Source organism: Streptomyces sp. NBC_01320 (assembly GCF_035974375.1).
GTDB classification, from domain to species: Bacteria; Actinomycetota; Actinomycetes; order Streptomycetales; family Streptomycetaceae; genus Streptomyces; species Streptomyces yanii.
The window spans coordinates 4,363,372-4,382,158 of sequence record NZ_CP108390.1; the positions used below are offsets into that span (position 1 = coordinate 4,363,372).

The 18,787-nt window shown below is 70.3% G+C and carries 13 protein-coding genes; 4 read left to right on the plus strand and 9 right to left on the minus strand.

Going from position 1 to position 18,787, the window contains the following annotated elements; genetic code table 11:
* Nucleotides 1-20: 20 nt before the first annotated feature.
* From OG395_RS19665 to nsdA, 4 genes are all read right to left on the minus strand, one after another.
* Entirely contained in the window at nt 21-2,477 is a 2,457-nt protein-coding gene (locus tag OG395_RS19665) for a [protein-PII] uridylyltransferase (protein ID WP_327244132.1), read from the minus strand.
* 31 nt (nt 2,478-2,508) lie between these two features.
* Nucleotides 2,509-2,847: a P-II family nitrogen regulator gene (locus OG395_RS19670; protein WP_069170469.1), complete on the minus strand. Its 339-nt coding sequence runs from the start codon at nt 2,845-2,847 to the stop codon at nt 2,509-2,511.
* Nucleotides 2,844-4,199, minus strand: a complete 1,356-nt coding sequence (locus tag OG395_RS19675; protein WP_266981048.1) for an ammonium transporter — start codon at nt 4,197-4,199, stop codon at nt 2,844-2,846. The genes OG395_RS19670 and OG395_RS19675 overlap by 4 nt, the downstream gene beginning before the upstream one ends.
* A 356-nt stretch (nt 4,200-4,555) precedes the next feature.
* A complete protein-coding gene (gene nsdA, locus OG395_RS19680) occupies nt 4,556-6,031 on the minus strand; it encodes a transcriptional repressor NsdA (protein WP_327244133.1) in 1,476 nt (491 codons plus the stop codon).
* Between the two features lie 420 nt (nt 6,032-6,451).
* On the opposite strand from nsdA, the gene OG395_RS19685 reads away from it, so the two are divergent.
* Complete coding sequence (locus tag OG395_RS19685; RefSeq protein ID WP_327244134.1) at nt 6,452-7,099, plus strand: bifunctional DNA primase/polymerase; 648 nt, start codon at nt 6,452-6,454, stop codon at nt 7,097-7,099.
* Between the two features lie 79 nt (nt 7,100-7,178).
* Here OG395_RS19685 and ftsY read toward each other — a convergent pair whose 3' ends face one another.
* Nucleotides 7,179-8,390, minus strand: a complete 1,212-nt coding sequence (gene ftsY, locus OG395_RS19690) for a signal recognition particle-docking protein FtsY (protein ID WP_327244135.1) — start codon at nt 8,388-8,390, stop codon at nt 7,179-7,181.
* 109 nt (nt 8,391-8,499) lie between these two features.
* Here ftsY and OG395_RS19695 point away from each other — a divergent pair, with 109 nt between their 5' ends.
* Together OG395_RS19695 and OG395_RS19700 are read left to right on the plus strand one after the other, a co-directional pair.
* Nucleotides 8,500-9,891: a purine-cytosine permease family protein gene (locus tag OG395_RS19695; protein WP_327244136.1), complete on the plus strand. Its 1,392-nt coding sequence runs from the start codon at nt 8,500-8,502 to the stop codon at nt 9,889-9,891.
* A gap of 58 nt (nt 9,892-9,949) precedes the next feature.
* The gene (locus OG395_RS19700) at nt 9,950-10,909 is read left to right on the plus strand and encodes an LLM class flavin-dependent oxidoreductase (RefSeq protein WP_327244137.1); all 960 of its coding nucleotides are present in this window, start codon (nt 9,950-9,952) and stop codon (nt 10,907-10,909) included.
* A 79-nt stretch (nt 10,910-10,988) separates the two neighbouring features.
* Here the strand turns inward: OG395_RS19700 and OG395_RS19705 are convergent, their stop codons facing one another.
* From OG395_RS19705 to OG395_RS19720, 4 genes are all read right to left on the minus strand, one after another.
* A complete protein-coding gene (locus tag OG395_RS19705; RefSeq protein WP_327244138.1) occupies nt 10,989-12,407 on the minus strand; it encodes a sugar porter family MFS transporter in 1,419 nt (472 codons plus the stop codon).
* A gap of 217 nt (nt 12,408-12,624) precedes the next feature.
* Nucleotides 12,625-16,470 carry an AAA family ATPase gene (locus tag OG395_RS19710; protein WP_327244139.1) on the minus strand — a complete coding sequence of 1,282 codons (3,846 nt, stop codon included), beginning with the start codon at nt 16,468-16,470 and terminating at the stop codon, nt 12,625-12,627.
* A 294-nt stretch (nt 16,471-16,764) separates the two neighbouring features.
* Nucleotides 16,765-16,977, minus strand: a complete 213-nt coding sequence (locus OG395_RS19715; protein ID WP_018551753.1) for a hypothetical protein — start codon at nt 16,975-16,977, stop codon at nt 16,765-16,767.
* A gap of 439 nt (nt 16,978-17,416) precedes the next feature.
* A complete protein-coding gene (locus OG395_RS19720) occupies nt 17,417-17,698 on the minus strand; it encodes an acylphosphatase (protein ID WP_327244140.1) in 282 nt (93 codons plus the stop codon).
* Between the two features lie 148 nt (nt 17,699-17,846).
* Between OG395_RS19720 and OG395_RS19725 the strand changes: the two genes are divergently transcribed.
* Nucleotides 17,847-18,782, plus strand: coding sequence for a CAP domain-containing protein (locus tag OG395_RS19725; RefSeq protein WP_327244141.1), 936 nt, complete (start codon nt 17,847-17,849; stop codon nt 18,780-18,782).
* Nucleotides 18,783-18,787: the final 5 nt, after the last annotated feature.

Below are 18,787 nucleotides of genomic sequence, written 5' to 3' on the forward strand. Positions count from 1 at the left end.
CTTCCGCGTGGTCGCGGGAGTCAGCCCAGAGCCCGCTCGACCTCTCGGGCCAGCTCTGTTGCGCGTGCGTCGGACAGCGGCTCCCCCTCCGCCCCTGTGACGTAGAAGGCATCCACCGCGTTGGCGCCGAGCGTCGACACGTGTGCGCTGCGCACCCGTACCGCGCTCTGTTCCAGCGCCCGCCCGATCCGGTGCAACAGCCCCGGGGCGTCCTGGGCGCGCACCTCGATCACGGTCGCGAGCCGCGAGCCCGCCGCCGCGACCGTCACCCGAGGTGGCGGCGCCTTCACCCCGCGGCGCCGCGGGTAGGCGGCTTCGCGTTCGGCGAGACGGGCCGGGATGTCGAGGGAACCGTCCAGGGCGCGGACGAGATCGGCGCGGAGCCGGGCTGCCTGCGGCAGGGAGCCGTACTCCGCCGCCACCCGCCAGCTGAGCAGCAGCACGTCGACGCACTCGCCGAGCTCGGTGGGGAGCTCGACGGCGCGCAGGTCGGCCGCGCGGACGGTCAGACGGTGCAGGGCGAGGACTCCGGCGGCGGCGGGCAGGACGCCCGGGCGGTCGGGGAGGGCGATGAGGAGTTCGACACCGATGGGTTCCGGTTCACCGTCCTCGTTCGGGGTCTCGGCCTGGGCGTGCAGGGCGAGGACGGGTTCGCCGGTGCGCAGCGCCTCGATGGCCAGCCGTTCCTGTTCGGCACTGGGTTCGACGGGTTCCGGATCGGCGGTTGCCTCGCCGGCGAGGACCGCGGCGACACGTGTGACGAGGTCGGCGACGAGGGAGGCGCGCCAGGTGGACCAGGCGGCGGGCCCGGTGGCGAGCGCGTCGGCCTCGGTGAGGGCGTGCAGGAGCTCCAGCGTGGACGCGCTGCCGACGGCGGTGGCGACGGAGCGGACGGTGGCCGGGTCGTCGAGGTCACGGCGGGTGGCGGTCTCGACGAGCAGCAGATGGTGGCGTACGAGGGTGGCGATGACGCCCACGTCGTGCTGGTCGAAGCCGATCCGGGCGGCGACGTCGCGGGCGATGACCTCCCCGGCGACGGAGTGGTCGCCGGGCCAGCCCTTGCCGATGTCGTGGAGCAGGGCCGCGACAAGCAGGAGGTCGGGGCGGCCGACGCGGCGGGTGAGTGAGGAGGCGCGGACGGCCGCTTCGACGAGATGACGGTCGACGGTCCAGGTGTGGACGGGGTTGCGCTGCGGGCGGCAGTGGACGCGTTCCCAGTCGGGCAGCAGCCGGGTGATCAGCCCTTCCGCTTCGAGGGCCTCCCAGACGGGGATGGTGGCCTCGCCCGCGCCGAGCAGGGTGACGAGTTCCTCACGGGCCTCGGCGGGCCAGGGCACGGGCAGCGGGCTGGCGGCGGCGGCGGCGAGGTGGCGCACGACATGGCGGGAGATCGGCAGTTCGGACTGGGCGGCCGCGGCGGCGGCTCGCAGGACGAGCACGGCGTCGCGTTCGGGGCGGGCCGTGCGGGCGAGGACTACCTCGCCGTCGGCCTCGACGACGCCTTCGGCGAGTGGGGTGCGTTCGGTGGCGGCGGTCTTGCCGACGCCCAGCATGGCGCGCAGCCGGGGACGTACGGACCGGGCGCGCAGGACGCGGTTGACCTCGCGCCAGGTGACGTCGGTGGCGTACGAGACCGTGCGCGCGGCCTCGTACACCTGGCGCAGCAGTGCGTCGGCGTCGAGGAGGCCGAGGGCGGCGGCGACCTGGTCCTGCTCCTGGAGAGCGAGGCGGTCGGTGGCGCGGCCCGTGGTCAGGTGCAGGGCGTCGCGGGCGTCGAGGAGGATGCGGCGGGCCTCGGAGAGGCCTTCACGGGGGGCGTCGGCGACCCAGGAGGCGGCGACGGCGCGCAGGGCGGTCGCGTCGCGCAGGCCGCCGCGGGCCTCTTTCAGGTCGGGTTCGAGCAGGAACTGGAGCTCGCCCTGGCGTTCGGCGCGTTCGCGGCAGAGTTCGTCGAGGGCGGGAAGCCGTTTGGGAGCCTGGTTCCGCCAGTCGGCGAGGATCGTGGTGCGCATCGCGGCGACCAGACCGCGGTCTCCCGCGACGGACCGGGCGTCGAGCAGTCCGAGCTGCACCTTGAGGTCCTCGGCGGCCGTCTTCCGGGCCTCGCCGGGGGTCCGTACGGAGTGGTCGAGGGCGAGGCCGAGGTCCCAGACGGGGTACCAGATGCGGTCGGCGAGGGAGGCGATGGCTCCGGCGTCGGCGCTGCCGTCGTGCAGGAGCACGAGGTCGAGGTCGCTGCGCGGGGAGAGTTCGCCGCGGCCGTAGCCGCCGACGGCGACGAGGGCGGCGCCACGGACGCCGGTCTGTTCGGTGGCGGTGGCGAACAGGGCGGTCAGCCAGTCGTCGGTGAGTGAGGCGAGGGCCGCACGGCGCGGCGGCCCGGGCTGCGCCTTCTCCTGGAGGAGGCGCAGCCGGGCCGCCGCGTAGCCGCTGGGTCCCGAGTCTTCGGATTCGGTGGTCACTTCGGTGCTCGTCACCCAGCTGCCTTTCAGTTTGCGAGGCCGTCGGTCAGAGTGCGTCCGGGCCGCGTTCGCCGGTGCGGACCCGTACGGCTGTCTCGACGGGAACGCTCCAGACCTTGCCGTCTCCGATCTTGCCGGTTCGGGCGGCCTTGACCACGACATCGATGAGCTGTTCGGCGTCCTCGTCCTCGACGAGGACCTCGATACGGATCTTGGGGACGAGGTCGACGGTGTACTCGGCTCCCCGGTAGACCTCGGTGTGGCCGCGCTGGCGCCCGTATCCGCTGGCCTCCGTGACCGTGAGGCCCTGGACGCCGAAGGCCTGGAGGGCCTCCTTGATCTCGTCGAGCCGGTGCGGCTTCACGACTGCCGTGATGAGCTTCATGCGTCCACCTTCTTGGTCTGCGCTGCTGCCGTGGTCTCCGATGCCGGTGCCGAGGCCGTACGCGGGGCCGCACCGCCGCCGGCGCCGCTGAAGTCGTACGCGGTCTCGGCGTGTTCGACCTGGTCGATACCGGAGATCTCGTCGTCCTCGTCGACCCGCATGCCGATCGTCCTGTCGAGGAGGAAGGCGAGCACCGCGGAGACGACGAGAGAGTACGCGAGGACCGCGAAGACTCCGACGGCCTGCTTGCCGAGCTGGTCGAGGCCACCGCCGTAGAAGAGGCCCTTGGCGTCGGACTGGACACCGCCGGTGGCGAAGAAGCCGATGAGGAGCGAGCCCGCGACACCGCCGACGAGGTGGACGCCGACGACGTCCAGGGAGTCGTCGTAGCCGAACTTGTACTTGAGGCCGACCGCCATGGCGCAGAGCACACCGGCGATGGCACCGACGGCGATGGCTCCGAGCGGGCTGATCGCGCCGCCGGACGGGGTGATGGCGACGAGGCCGGCAACCGCGCCGGAAGCGGCGCCGAGAGTGGTGAAGGAGCCGTGGCGGAGCTTCTCGTAACCGAGCCAGGCGAGCATCGCGGCGGCGGTGGCGACCTGCGTGTTGACGAACATGACCGCGCCGACGCCGTCGTCGTTGCCGAGCCACGAGCCGGCGTTGAAGCCGAACCAGCCGAACCACAGGAGACCGGCGCCGAGCATGACGAGCGGCAGGCTGTGCGGCCGCATCGGGTCCTTCTTGAAGCCGACCCGCTTGCCGATGACGAGGATCACCCCGAGGGCTGCCGCACCGGCGTTGATGTGGACCGCCGTACCACCGGCGAAGTCGATGACACCGAGTTCGAAGAGCCAGCCGCCGGCGCCCCAGACCCAGTGGGCGACCGGGAAGTAGACGACGGTCACCCACAGGACGACGAACAGCGCCCAGGACGTGAACTTGACGCGGTCGGCGAGGGCGCCGCTGATCAGCGCCGGAGTGATGATCGCGAACATCAGCTGGAAGACGGCGAAGACGTAGATCGGGATCGTGTAGCCGTCCCAGAGCTGGGTGATGCCGATCCCGCTCAGGCCTGCGAAGTCCGAGCTCCAGCCGATGAGAGAGCCGATGTCGGTGCCGAAGGCGAGACTGAATCCGTACAGCACCCACAGGATCGTGACGATCCCGAGGCTGATGAAGCTCATCATCAGCATGTTGAGGGTGCTCTTGACGCGGACCATGCCTCCGTAGAAGAAGGCCAGACCCGGGGTCATGATCATCACCAGGGCCGAGCAGATGAGCATGAACCCGGTGTTGGCGGCAGACAGCGTCGGGGCGTCTGCGGCAAGCGTCGTGATGCCTGGGGGCATCGGCGTCTCCTCGTCGTCGGTGCGGCCGCGTGGGGCGAAACGTGCGGGACCACTGTGGAAAAGGTGCGGGCCGGTTATGCGCCATGAGATTCGCCCAGCGCGGTTTCCGCCGATGCCGCACGGTGTTTCGCCGCAGTGACGAAGAGGTGTGGCGTGTTACGTCCCCATGAACCGCGAGTGGCGTATCCGCGGCCGGGCCTACCCTGCGGCCGTGGCCGCATACGGTGCGGTTACAACTCTGGAGTACGGGAACGGGAACGCGAACCGGCCACGCCGATCACCCGCTGACCTGGCAAGGGGGAGCCGAAGTCGGTCTGTGCGGGGTGATCGTCGTGGCCGGAGTGAGGGGTGCCCGGTCAGACCGCTTCGGCGGTCTCGGGCAACTGCTCGGTGAGGAGATCGGTGAGTTCTGCAACCGCGGGAATGTCGCCGAAGTCCCTGGCAGCGGTGTCGACGGTCTTACGCAGCCGGGTGTTGGCGCGCTCGGAGCGGACCTTCTTGGCGACCCGCAGGGCCCGCTCGGCGAGCACCGTGGACTGTTCGGGTTCGCGCTTGAGGAGATGGACGGTGGCGAGGCCGACCAGATTCAGCGCGTACGACCGCTGGTGCTCGTCGTCCTCACCGAAGAGCTCGACGGCCTTCTCCATGATCGGCTCGGCGAGCGAGGCGTACGTGGGGCTGCGGCCGGCCACATAGGCGAGGTCACGGTACGAGTGGGAGTTCTCGCCGTTGAGTTCGGCCTCGGAGAAGAAGCGGATCCAGTCGGGCTCCGGCTCGCCGTCGCTCCCGGCGTCGAGGAAGGTGTCCTCGGCCATGCGGACGGCTCGCTTGCACTTGCTCGGCTGGCCCATGTTGGCGTACGCGCGGGCCTCCATCGCATACAGCATGGCCTGGGTGCGCGGGGTGGCGCAGTCCCGGCTGCCGTACTGGGCGAGATGGATGAGTTCGAGGGCGTCGTCGGGCCGTCCGAGATGGATCATCTGGCGGCTCATGCTCGACAGGACGTAACTGCCCAGCGGTTTGTCGCCGGCCTCCTTCGCGGCGTGCAGCCCGAGGACGAAGTACTTCTGGGCCGTGGGCTGGAGACCGACGTCGTAACTCATCCAGCCCGCCAGTTCGGCGAGTTCGGCCGCACACCGGAAGAGCCGCTTGGCGGTGGCGGCGGGCTGCGGTTCCTGCAACAGATCGGTGACCTCGTGAAGCTGACCCACGACGGCCTTGCGTCGCAGTCCGCCGCCGCACTGCGCGTCCCACTGGCGGAACATCACGGTGGTGGATTCCAGCAGGTCGAGCTCGGGGCCGGAGAGCCGGGAGGGACGCCGGGCGGCAGCCGCCGGCTCGGCCTCTGCGGATGCCGCGACGGGGACCGGCACCAGCCAGCGCTGCATGGGTTCGATGAGGGCCGGACCCGCGGCGAGGGCGAGGGAGGTGCCGAGGAAGCCGCGGCGGGCGAGCATCAGGTCACTGCGGGAGAACTCGCTGAGCAGGGCGACGGTCTGGGGACCCGCCCAGGGCAGGTCGACGCCGGACACCGACGGTGACTGATGGGCGGAGCGCAGCCCGATGTCCTCGACGGCGACGACGGTGCCGAAGCGCTCGGAGAAGAGCTCGGAGAGGATGCGCGGGATCGGTTCGCGCGGCTGCTCGCCGTCGAGCCAGCGCCGCACCCGGGAGGTGTCGGTGCTGATGTGGTGGGCGCCCATCTGGCGTGCCCTGCGGTTCACCTGCCGCGCCAGCTCGCCCTTCGACCAGCCGCTGCGCACGAACCATGATCCCAATTGCCCGTTGGGGCGCTTACCGGCATTCGTATCGCCTGCGCCGCTGCCACTCACTGGAACGCCCCCATCCCTCTGAATTCCGAATACTGTCGCGCGAACCACTATCAGATTGCCGTGAGCCAAAGCCGTCCCTATGGGGGTGGGGCGCCATCGAACAGGAAATCGGATTGCCTCCGGCATACCCACAGGCGCACATACTTCCATGGTTCGTGTACCGACGGTAATCCCACGATCACCGCCTCGGCGAGGGCGTTGACAGAAACGCCACCATTCGCCACCCCTTTGGGGGAACGCGCCTGCCGTCCGGCGCGATTCACTTGACAGACGACGATCAGCAGTGGAAGCAGTGGTGCACACAGGGGCGCGTGGTTCGTGTCGCACGACCCCGGACGCTGCCGGATCGTCCGGGCGACGGAGTGTCACAACGGCGCTCCGCGTCGTAACCACCGGCGAGCCGGACCCGTTGGAGGGGGCATGGGCTTCACGATCGGCGGCATCCGGGAGATGCGATCCGGCTCACGGCGTCGAGGCCGTGCGGCCGAGTGCACCGCGGTGGCCGAGTACACAGGGCTGTGGGGCTGGGCCGTCGCGCCGGGGGCGCGGGCCGCGGCCGGGAGGTGCTCCTGCGGGGACACCGCCTGCCTCTCCCCCGGCGCTCATCCGCTGGAGTTCACCGATGAGGTGCCGGCGGGCGCCACGCTGGACACGGCGGCACGCGCATGGGCGGAGGTGCCGGGCGCTTCGATGCTGCTGCCGGTGGGGCGGACGTTCGACGTGCTCGACGTCGCCGAGCAGGCCGGGCGGCGGGCGCTGGTGCGGCTGGAGCGGATGGGGCTGCCGCTGGGACCGGTGGCCGTGACGCCGTCCGGGAGGGCGCAGTTCTTCGTCGCACCGGGCGCCGCCGCCGAACTTCCGCAGCTGCTGTACCGGATGGGCTGGGACGACGCGGATCTGGATCTGCGGGCGCTGGGGCACGGCTGCCACATCACCGCACCCCCGTCGGACGAGGGCGGTCTCGGTCCGGCCCGCTGGCTGCGTCCGCCGGTCCTGGACACGGCAGCCACGCCACCGCAGGCGCGGCTGCTGCTGGGCACCCTGGCATACATCTGCCACCGCTCGTAGCGGCGGGAACGACGGCGCCGGGCGGGCTCGCTGTCGAGCCCGCCCGGCGTTCGGGGGCGAAGGAGCCGCGGTCGGCCCGTCAGTCGCCGATCAGTGCGTCGACGAACGCCTCCGGCTCGAACGGAGCCAGGTCGTCCGGTCCCTCGCCGAGACCCACGAGCTTCACCGGTACACCCAGTTCGCGCTGGACGGCGATGACGATGCCGCCCTTGGCGGTACCGTCCAGCTTGGTGAGGACGATGCCGGTGACGTCGACGACCTCGGCGAACACCCGTGCCTGAACCAGGCCGTTCTGCCCGGTCGTGGCGTCGAGGACGAGCAGGATCTCGTCGAGCGGGCCGTGCTTCTCGACGACGCGCTTGACCTTGCCGAGCTCGTCCATGAGCCCGGTCTTGGTGTGCAGCCGGCCGGCGGTGTCGATGAGGACGACATCGGCGCCTTCGGCGATGCCTTCCTTCACCGCCTCGAAGGCGACCGACGCCGGGTCGCCGCCCTCGGGTCCGCGCACGGTGCGGGCGCCGACGCGCTCGCCCCAGGTCTGGAGCTGTTCGGTGGCGGCGGCACGGAAGGTGTCGGCCGCGCCGAGCACGACGCTGCGGCCGTCGGCGACGAGGACTCGGGCCAGCTTGCCCGTGGTGGTGGTCTTGCCGGTGCCGTTGACGCCGACGACCATCACGACACCGGGCGTGTCGACGCCGCTCTCCGTCTTGACCGCACGGTCGAAGTCGGTGCCGAGCAAGGTGAGGAGCTCCTCGCGCAGCAGGGTCCGCAGCCCCTCGGGGGTACGGGTCCCGAGGACACGGACGCGCTCGCGGAGCCGCTCCACCAGCTCCTGGGTGGGGGCGACGCCGACATCGGCGGTGAGGAGGGTGTCCTCGATCTCCTCCCAGGTGTCCTCGTCGAGGTTGTCGCGGGACAGGAGCGTGAGCAGTCCCTTGCCGAGGGTGCTCTGCGAGCGGGCGAGCCGGGCGCGCAGCCGTACGAGACGGCCGGCGGTGGGCTCCGGGATCTCCAGCGCGGGGACTGCGGGCGCCACCGGCTCAGCGACTGCCGGGGCTTCCTCGGCGGGAGCCTCGACGCCGGGAAGACCGGCCTCCTCGATGGTGCGGCGCGGTTCCTCGCGCGGTGGCTCGGCTTCCTCGCCGACATGCGGTTCGGCGGGAGTGATGGTCGGCGTGCTCGACGGTGCCGGGGGCAGCTGCCTCTTCTTACGGCCGCTGACCACGAGCCCGCTGATCAGGCCGGCCACGACCAGGGCGGCGATGACTACAGCAAGGATGACGAATTCCATAACCCACCCAGTATCAGTCACAGGCCCGCCGGGTGGCGGCCCCGGAGGACCGCTCCAGTATCCGGCAGGCCGTTATGGCCCTTTTGGCGGTAAAGGTACGATCCCGCTCGTGGAGACCCGCGGCCTGGAACCCGTCCCCGACAGTGAGCGCACCGGCCAGGTCCGCACCCTCTTCCCCACCTGGGCCACCGCCAATATGACCGTGCTGTTGCTCATCATGGGCGCAGGACTGATCGTCTTCGGCGGCCTCAATCTCTGGCAGGTGGCGTTCGTCGCGGTCACGGCGCCCGTCATCGGGTACGGACTGGTCGGCGCGGTCTCGATCGCGGGGACGCGCGGCGGGGCACCCGGCCTTGCCCTCTCCCGGGCCGTCTTCGGACAACGTGGCAACCTGCTGCCCGGTGCGCTGATCTGGGTCGCCCGCTGGGGCTGGGAGACGGTGAACACGGTCACCGGCGCATACGGCCTGCTGGCCGTGTGCGATCTGCTCCTCTCCGTCAGGGCCGACACCGCGCTGATCATGGCGGCGCTCGTGGCCTTCGTCGCAAGCAGCTTCCTGGTGTCGGGACTCGGTGTGGGCGCGCTGCGACTGTGCTGCACCTGGTCGGCGTACCTCTTCGGCGGATTCAGTGTCCTCGTACTGATCCATCTGGGTATCGGAACGCAGTGGCGAGCCCTCCTGGACCGGCCCGCGGGTCCGACGGCACTGATGGTCGCCGGCGTCGGCACGCTGGCGGCCGGGGGCATCAGCTGGGCGCCGACCGGTCCGGACTTCACGCGTTATCTGCCACGGACCGCGTCCGGCCGGTCGGTGGTCGGGGCGACGGTGGGTGGTGCGGTGCTCGTCGTTCTGCCGTTGGTGGTGATGGGTGCGGTGATGGCGGTCGCCACCCCGGACCTGGCGGTCAGCAATGATCCGGTCACCTTCATCGGCGCCTTGCTGCCGGTCTGGATCTCGGTGCCGTATCTGCTGACTGCCGTGGTCGGAATGGTGCTGATCAATGCGATGTCGATGTATTCGGCCGGTTTTGCCGCACAGACACTGGGATTCATCCTCCCTCGCGCCTGGGCGGTCGGCGTGAATGCCGCGATCAGTCTCCTTCTGGGGAGTCTGCTGATGATGGTGGCGACGAGTTTCCTGGATTCGTTCATCTCCTTTCTGACCTTGCTCGCCGTGACGTTCTCGGCGTGGATCGGCGTATTCGGAGTGGATCAGCTGCGGGGACGTACGTACGACGCGGCGGCACTGCTGGACACCGGTCCCGCAGGCGCCTACTGGTACACCGGCGGCTTCGCCGTGCCCGCCGTCGCGGCGTGGGGTGCGGGGCTGACGGTGGGGCTGCTGTTCACGGGCGTGAAGTGGTTCTCCGGCCCGCTCGCCGCCACCTGGATCGGACGGGACGGTCTGGGCTGGGCGGTCACGATCGCCGTCTCCGGGGGGCTGTACGCACTGCTGCCGCGGCCCGCCGGGCACAAGGACGACACGCCCCTACACTTATGACGCTGCGTCAGCTACTGTCCCGCCTCGCCAAGCCCGCCCGGCGAAGGGGACACGCGTCATGGCCTTCACAGTGGTCCGGTTCAATCTCGTCGATCCCGATGCCACCCCCGCGTCCCTGTCGGACCGCTACCGTGCGGCGCTCGAGATGGCCGCGTACGCAGACGCGCACGGCGTGGACACCGTGCAGACCGAGGAGCACCACGGCACCGCCAATTCCTGGCTGCCCTCCCCCTTCGTCTTCGCCGGGTCGGTCTTCGGCGCCACCCGCCGGATCGCGGTCACGGTCTCGGCGATCATCGGGCCGTTGCACGATCCGCTGCGGCTGGCCGAGGACATCGCGGTCCTCGACCTGCTGAGCGCGGGCCGGCTCGTCACAGTCGCGGGCATCGGCTACCGGCCCGAGGAGTACGAACAGGCGGGCGTCGAATGGGGCAGGCGCGGCCGGCTCCAGGACGAGCTGCTGGAGACCCTGTTGCAGGCGTGGACCGGTGAGCCGTTCCCGTACCGCGGCCGTACCGTCAGGGTCACCCCGCGCCCGTACACCCGGCCGCATCCGCTGCTGCTGGTCGGTGGCAGCTCGCGGGCGGCGGCGCGGCGGGCGGCCCGGCTGGGGCTGCCGTTCTTCCCGAGCGCACATTTGCCGGAACTCGAGGCGTACTACCACGGGCAGCGCGCGGAGCACGGGACGGAGGGATTCTGCATGATGCCGGCGGCGAAGACGCCGTTGCTGCATGTGTCGGAGGATCCGGAGCGGACGTGGGACCGGTACGGCGAGCACTTCCTGCACGAGGCGCGGACCTACGCCTCCTGGCAGTCGAAGGACATCCGGTCGGCCGTGCGCTCGGCGGCCACGACGGTGATGGAGCTGCGGGACGAAGGGGTCTACCGGATCGTCACTCCGGAGCAGCTGGCCGCGCTGGACGCCGACAGCCTGGTGCTGCATCCGCTGTGCGGCGGGATGCCGGTCGAGGAGGGGTGGCGCAGCCTTCGACTGTTCTGCGAGGCGATCGCCGGCTGACGTACGCAGGGACGGACGCGCGTCCCCGGCCCGCGGGCGCGGGCCGGGGACGCGTGGTCGAGGAGAGGGGCAGCGGGGATCAGCCCATCTCCTCCAACGCCTTGCCCTTGGTCTCCTTCACGAACTTGAGCACGAAGGGGATCGAGAGCACGGCGAAGCATGTGTAGATGATGTAGGTGCCGGACAGGTTCCAGTCGGCCAGGCTCGGGAAGCTCGCGGTGATCGCCCAGTTGGCGATCCACTGAGCGGACGCGGCGACACCGAGCGCGGCGGCGCGGATCTTGTTCGGGAACATCTCGCCGAGGAAGACCCAGACCACCACACCCCATGACAGGGCGAAGAAGAGCACGAAGACGTGGGCCGCGACGAGGGCGACGACACCCTGAGTGGTGGGGAGTTTGCCGTTGACCAGCTCGGCGGAGAAGGCCCAGGCCTCGCAGGCCAGTGCGATCGCCATTCCGGTGGAGCCGGCGAGCGCGAGCGGTTTGCGGCCCACTCGGTCGACCAGGACCATCGCGATCACCGTACCGATGATGTTGACGATCGATGTGGTGAACGACCAGAAGAACGAGGCGGTCGGGTCGATACCGACCGACTGCCACAGCGTCGCCGAGTAGTAGAACGCCACGTTGATGCCGACGAGTTGCTGGAACACCGAGAGACCGATACCGACCCAGACGATCGGCAGGAAGCCGAAGCGGCTGCCGAGCAGGTCCTTGAAGGTGGACTTGTGCTCGCGGTGCATGGCTGTCTGGATCTCGGCCACGCGGGCGTCGAGGTCGACTTCCTTGCCCTCGACCTCGGCGAGGATCTCCTTGGCCCGCTCGTTCTTGCCGACGGAGATCAGGTAGCGCGGCGACTCGGGGATCGCGAAGGACAGCAGGCCGTAGAGAAGCGCCGGGACGACCATGACGCCGAGCATCCACTGCCAGGCCTCGATGCCGCCGATCGTTCCGCGCTGCTTGCCGTCGGCGAGCTGGAGGATGCCGAAGTTCACCAGCTGCGAGATGGCGATGCCGATGACGATCGCGGCCTGCTGGAAGGAGCCGAGCCGGCCGCGGTAGGCGGCGGGCGAGACCTCGGCGATATAGGCCGGGCCGATGACCGAGGCCATGCCGATGGCGAAACCACCGATGATCCGCCAGAAGGCCAGGTCCCAGAGGGCGAACGGGAGCGCGGAGCCGATGGCGCTGATCGTGAAGAGCACCGAGGCGATCCGCATGCAGCGGATGCGGCCGATCCGGTCGGCGATACGGCCCGCCGTGGCGGCGCCGATGGCGCAGCCGATCAGGGCGATGGCGATCACCTGGGCCAGCGTTCCGGAGCCGATGTCGTAGCGGTCCCGGATCGCCTCGACGGCGCCGTTGATCACGGCGCTGTCGTAGCCGAAGAGGAAGCCGCCCATCGCAGCGGCTGCCGTGATGAAGATGACGTGGCCGAGGTGCTCCGGATGGGCCGCGCGGGCTCCGGATCCCGGTGTCTGCGATGTGCTGGTCACATGAACTCCTGGTGCCTGGCCGCGTCGTCAGGCGTGGGGGGAACTCTTCCAAGTGGCGCATAACTCCACAGGCGCCACCACTTGAAGTTAAAAACGACGCCTCAGAGAGTATGCGTTCAAGTTTCGAAGTCAACTTTCAGGTGTGAGCTGACACGGGCAGACATCTACCCAGGACCACCCAAAAGACGTGTTGAAGACTTGAAGATTTAGTAAAGCCTCAGCGGAGCCGCTGGCTGATGACCTTGGAGACCCCGTCACCCTGCATCGAGACGCCGTACAGCGCGTCCGCGACCTCCATAGTCCGCTTCTGATGCGTGATCACGATGAGCTGCGAGCTCTCCTGGAGCTCCTCCATGATCCGGATCAGCCGCTGCAGATTGGTGTCGTCGAGCGCCGCCTCGACCTCGTCCATCACATAGAACGGACTCGGCCGGGCCTTGAAGATCGAGACCAGCAACGCCACAGCTGTCAGGGACCTCTCACCGCCCGAAAGCAAGGAGAGCCGCTTGACCTTCTTGCCGGGCGGGCGCGCCTCGACATCGACCCCGGTCGCCAGCATGTTGTCGGGGTCGGTCAGGATGAGCCGCCCTTCACCGCCCGGGAAGAGCCGTGAGAAGACGCCCTCGAACTCACGGGCCGTGTCCCGGTACGCCTCCGTGAACACCTGCTCGACCCGCTCGTCGACCTCCTTGATGACCTGCATCAGATCGGCCCGGGTCTTCTTCAGGTCTTCGAGCTGCTCGGAGAGGAACTTGTGCCGCTCCTCCAGCGCCGAGAACTCCTCAAGGGCGAGAGGATTCACCTTCCCGAGTTGCTGATACGCCCGTTCGGCGGACTTCAGCCGCTTCTCCTGCTCCGCCCTGACGAACGGCTTCGGCTGGTTGCGCGGGTGCTCCGGGTCCTCCGGCAGCTCCTCACCCTCCGCGGCGGGCGACGGCGGCACCAGCTGGTCGGGGCCGTACTCGGCGGCCAGCCCGGCCGGCTCCACACCCAGCTCCTCAAGGGCCTTCGCCTCCAGCTGCTCTATCCGCAGCCGCTTCTCGGCGCCGAGCACCTCACCGCGGTGGACGGAGTCGGTCAACTTGTCCAGCTCGCCCCCCAGCTCACGTCCGTGGCCACGCTCGACGATCAGTTCCTGCTCGCGCTCCGCCTTCGCCGCCTCGGCGGCGACCCGCTCCTGCGCGGCCCGTTCGACGGACACCTCGACGTGGGCGAGGAGCTGACGGGCACCGGAGGCGACGGCCGAGGCCACCGCGGCCTCGTGGCGCAGCCGGGCGCGGCGCTGCTCGGCACGGGCACGGGCCTCGCGTTCGGCGCGGGCACCGCGGTCGAGGGCGTCCGCACGCCCGGCGAGTCCCTTGACCCGTTCCTCGTGGGTACGGACCTGGAGCCGGGCCTCCATCTCGGTCTGGCGGGCATTCGCACCGTCGGCGGCGAGCCGGTCGCGCACGGAGTTGTCGGGCTCCTCCTCGACCGGCATCTCCTCTGCGACAAGCAGCCGTTCGGCCAGTTCCTCCGCCTCCTCGGTCGCCCGCTCCAGGGCGTCCTGGGCGCGGGCCGCGGAGGCGGCCGACCGCTCGGCCTCGCCCGCGGCGCCGCGGGCCTGCCCGGCGAGCCGGCCAAGCTGCTGGGCCACCCCTGACTTCTCCCGTTCGGCGGCCCTGCGCCGCTCGCCCAGCTCCTCGACGAGCACGGCGCAGGCACTGCGCCGCTCCCCTGCGAGCCGCTGGGCCTCGGCCAGCTCGATGCACCGGACAGCGAGGTCCGCCAGTTCGGCGGCGGCCTCGTCGACGGAGGCCTGCACTTCGAGCAGGCTGGGCGCCCCGGCGGAACCGCCGTGCGCGAAGTGCACCCCGAGGACGTCTCCTTCACCGGTCACGGCGGTCAGCTCGGGATGCGCGGCAACAAGATCCTCGGCGTCCTCCAGGGTGGGAACGACGACCATGCCACGCACGAGCCGGCGCACGGCAGCCATCAGCTCAGCGGGCCCCCGGACGAGATCGGCGACTGCGGGCGGGGCATCCGGGGCAGCGGCGCGGAGCACGTGACCGACTGTCTCGGGGTAACCGGCGGGGCCGCGGGACGGGACGTCGGGGGCGGGAGCCGGACCCGGCGCGGGTACGTGGCCGGTGTGGTGGCCGGGCGCATGCGCCGCGCCGGTGTGGGCCGCCCGCTCCTGCCCGGCAGCCTGCCCCTGTACGTGCCGCACACCGGACTCGGCGGTCCGGCCCGGGACGTCCCCAGCCCCGGCGGGCGCCGAGCCCTGCCCGGGTACGTCCGCCGTCGCGGCCCCGCCCTGGACGGTCACCTGCCCCGTATCCGCCTCGGGCGCACCCGCACCCCCCAACAACAACGCCGCCCGCCCCGCGTCCTGCTTGCGTAGCAGCCGGATGGCGTTCGCTGCCGTAGCCGGGTCCGTCACCGCCACCGCGTCCGCCGCCGCGCCCAGTGCCGCCGCGACCGCGACCTCGTGGCCCGGGGCCACCGTCAGCAGTTCCGCGGCCGGGCCGAGCAGGCCCGAGAGGCTGTCGCGCGAGGCGAGCAGCGCGCCCGTGCCGTCCTTGCGGCGCAGGCCCAGGGCCAGGGCGTCGTGCCGGGCCGAGACCGCCGCCCGCTTCCGTTCCGCGCCGGTGGCGGCCTCCCGGGCGGCCGAGAGGGCCGACTCCGCCTCGACGAGCCCCCGCTTGGCGGCGTCGTGGCGCTCGCCCAGCTCCGCGTCACCGGCGTCCAGCCCCTCCACCTCGGCCTTGAGCTGCTCGTACTCCTCCTGCGCCCTGACCGCCCGCTCCTGCGCCTCGTCACGCGAGGCGGCCAGCCGGTCGATCTCCGCCTGCGCCGAACCGGCCCGGCTGCGCGCCGCGTTGACCTGCCCGGTCAGCCGCGCGAGCCCTTCGCGCCGGTCGGCGATGGCGCGGGCCGCGTCCTTGAGTCTGCGCTCCTCGGCCGCCAACTCCCGTTCCAGCTCGGCCCGGTGGGCAGCGGTGTCCTCCAGCGCGTGTTCCGCCGCCTCCAGCGCGGCCTCCAGTTCCGCCTCCTGCTCCCGGATCCGGGCGGCCTCGCGCTCCATGCTCTCCGGGTCCCTGAATCCCGTACCGCGCCGCTCCTCCTCGGGCGCGGCGGTGGCGCTCTTCACCCGGGCGTCGGCCAACGAGATCGTGCCGCGTACCCGCTCGGCGAGCTGCGACAGCTCGTACCAGGTCTGCTGGGCCCGCTGCAGGCGCGGCGCCAGCCGTCGTACCTCGTCCTCCAGCTCCGCCTCACGCGTCTGGGCCGCCTTCAGCTCCGCCTCCGCCGCCTCCCGACGCTGCTTCAGCGCCGCTTCGTCGGCGATCTCGCTGCGCAGCGCGTTGTGCAGCCGCACCAGGTCGTCGGCGAGCAGCCGCAGCCTCGCGTCGCGCAGATCGGCCTGGATGACAGCGGCCCGCCGGGCGACGGCCGCCTGCCGGCCCAAGGGCTTCAGCTGCCGCCGCAGTTCGTCCGTGAGGTCCTGGACACGGGCCAGATTGGCTCCCATCGCGTCCAGCTTCCGCAGCGCCTTCTCTTTCCGCTTGCGGTGCTTGAGCACACCGGCGGCTTCTTCGATGAATGCGCGGCGCCCCATCGGATCGGCATGGAGTACGGAGTCCAGCTGGCCCTGTCCGACGATGACGTGCATCTCCCGGCCGATACCGGAGTCGGAGAGAAGTTCCTGGATGTCGAGGAGCCGGCAGGTGTCGCCATTGAGCTGGTATTCGCTGCCGCCGTTGCGGAACATGATCCGCGTGATCGTCACTTCGGCGTACTCGATGGGCAGCGCACCGTCGGAATTGTCGATGGTCAGCGACACCTCGGCCCGTCCGAGCGGCGGCCGCCCGGTGGTGCCGGCGAAGATCACGTCCTCCATCTTGCCGCCGCGCAGGGATTTGGCTCCCTGCTCACCCATGACCCAGGAGAGCGCATCCACCACATTGGATTTGCCCGAACCGTTGGGACCGACGACGCAGGTGATCCCCGGTTCGAACCGCAGGGTCGTGGCGGAGGCGAACGATTTGAAACCACGCAGGGTCAGGGCCTTGAGATGCACGCCGCCGGACTCTACCTTTCGCTCTCGGTTTCGCTGATGAAGGTGCAGGGCACATCAGACGGTAAGGGAAGGCGTGTACGTCCGGGGCGGGTCTGTCGCGGTCGGGGGAAAAGAAAGAAGGGACGCCGAAGCGCCCCTTGCAAATCTTGTGCAGTGCTGCGTGACGGATCAAAGAACGCGGCGGATCAAGAAGGCGACAGATCACAGTGATGATCTTCAATGATCCGGTGACGATCCGGTGATGAACTCAGACGGCTGACGCGAACAGCCCGACCGGCCCCTGTGGGCCCTCGGTCAGGTCAGCGCCGGCTCCGCCTGGGGTACGTCGATGTCGATGCTGTCGAGCAGCGACTCTTGGTGCTGGGCGGCGGCGTTGAGCGCGTCGTTCTCGTCCTGGATCCGTACGAGCTCGGATTCCAGGTCCTGGACGCGCTGCTGGAGCCGTCGCATCTCGGCGAGGAGTCGCGGGTCGGAACCGCCGACGTAACCGAGAAGCGCCTTTGCCATGATGGATGGTCCTCCACACTGAGTGACCGACCGATGCGGTGTGGGTCGTGAGGGATTCGCACCCGCGGTGCTCGGCAGTGCTCTGTCATCACTGCGGTTCTGCTGCCAAAGAGCTCTGCCAAACAGCTGCGGTGCGCGGGGATTTCAGCGTCTCACCAAAAAGTTTGACGGTCAACACGATCACACCCCGTAGACGCGGGTGACCCGGGGGCGCGCGGCTTGACGATCACGCGGCGCGACTCTCCTGCGGGGCCCTGGGGGGCGTGGAGATCATCCTTACTGCCGCAGCCTGGCACGGCAACCGAATCTTGGCAACCATCCGGTCCTTCCGCAGGTCATTTCATGTGTACGCAGATGAGCGACCCATATCGTCACCCCTCGCCGCCTGTCGAACACGGTCCGAACACGACCCCGAATTGGGACCTCATTCAGAACGGGATCAGCGGATCGCAAACCCCTCGTAACCGCCGCGCGGGGTGTCCCAGATCTCAGTGACTCCATCCACGCTTCCGGGTGTGTCGTCGGAGCGCAGCCACTCCAGCAGCCGGTGGCAATTCTCACGTTGCCCCTCGGCGACAATCTGCACTCGACCGTCGTCGAGATTGAGGGCGAATCCGGTGAGGCCACCGATCTCCAAAGCATTTGCCCTGGTGAACCAGCGGAACCCTACTTGCTGTACTCGGCCGCGTACCCAGGCGGTGAGTCGTACATCTTCGTTCATGGCCGAACGCTATCCGGCCAATTGCTCAAGGGTCACTTCGTCCCGTTGAGCCATGGCGTACAGTCCCGTCGAAACCAGAGCCTCACTCGATCGGGTGAGGCGTATTGACGCCGATCCTGGTGTCCAGACCGTCAGAAGGGGACAGCAGATGGGACGCCATCGACGCTCCGCCGCAGGTCCCGTGGCAGGTTCGGCCGCTGACACGTCCGCGGCCGCGAAGGCCCGCGCGCGCCGCGGCGCGCGCCGCGGCGCGCGCCGCAGGAAGCGGTCGGGCATGCCCTTGCGTACGGGACTGATCGGCGTCTCCGCTGCGATGGCCGTCGGAGCCGTGGCCGTGGCTTCGGGCCTGCTGCCCGGCGGCGGCACGTACCACGTGACCGGTGGCGCGGCCACCGACCAGATCCGCTCCCAGGGAGCGCCGGACCTGCTGACGCAGGGCGGCTCCACCACCGCTCCGGCCGACCGCGGTATCGCGTCGGCCGAGGCCAGCCGCAGCACCGAGCGTTCCCCGGGGCCCCGGAAGTCCGAGCGGTCGGGCTCCTCCAGCACCTCGGCCACGCCGTCCGCCTCCCCTTCGAAGACGGCCGAGCGGACGGAGAGGACGAAGGCGCCCGCGGCTACCAGATCCGCGCCCTCCGCCACGGCCTCGGCGGCGCCGACGACATCGGCGGCAGCTCCGGCGCTCAGGGCCACGACCCCGGCCGGCGACACCTCCGCCCAGGCTGCCGTGCTCGCGCTGGTCAACCAGGAGCGCGCGAAGGTCGGCTGCAGCCCGGTCACGGCCAGTGCCCCGCTCACCTCGCTCGCCCAGAACTTCAGTGACGACATGGCGGCCCGCGGCTTCTTCGACCACACCGACCCCGACGGCCGGACTCCCTGGGACCGCGCGTCGAAGGCCGGCGTGAAGGGGCTCGGCGGCGAGAACATCGCCCGCGGCCAGGCGGACGCACAGGCGGTGATGGACTCCTGGATGAACAGCGAAGGCCACCGCGCAAACATTCTCAACTGTGACTACAAGACCCTCGGCGTGGGAGTGCACTTCGGCTCCGGCGGCCCCTGGTGGACCCAGGACTTCGGCTTCTGATCCTT

Coding starts and splice junctions, on each gene's coding strand:
- OG395_RS19670 (WP_069170469.1), bottom strand. CDS start 2,847: ATGAAGCTCATCACGGCAGTCGTGAAGCCGCACCGGCTCGACGAGATC.
- OG395_RS19675 (WP_266981048.1), bottom strand. CDS start 4,199: ATGCCCCCAGGCATCACGACGCTTGCCGCAGACGCCCCGACGCTGTCT.
- OG395_RS19685 (WP_327244134.1), top strand. CDS start 6,452: ATGGGCTTCACGATCGGCGGCATCCGGGAGATGCGATCCGGCTCACGG.
- ftsY (WP_327244135.1), bottom strand. CDS start 8,390: ATGGAATTCGTCATCCTTGCTGTAGTCATCGCCGCCCTGGTCGTGGCC.
- OG395_RS19700 (WP_327244137.1), top strand. CDS start 9,950: ATGGCCTTCACAGTGGTCCGGTTCAATCTCGTCGATCCCGATGCCACC.
- OG395_RS19715 (WP_018551753.1), bottom strand. CDS start 16,977: ATGGCAAAGGCGCTTCTCGGTTACGTCGGCGGTTCCGACCCGCGACTC.
- OG395_RS19720 (WP_327244140.1), bottom strand. CDS start 17,698: ATGAACGAAGATGTACGACTCACCGCCTGGGTACGCGGCCGAGTACAG.
- OG395_RS19725 (WP_327244141.1), top strand. CDS start 17,847: ATGGGACGCCATCGACGCTCCGCCGCAGGTCCCGTGGCAGGTTCGGCC.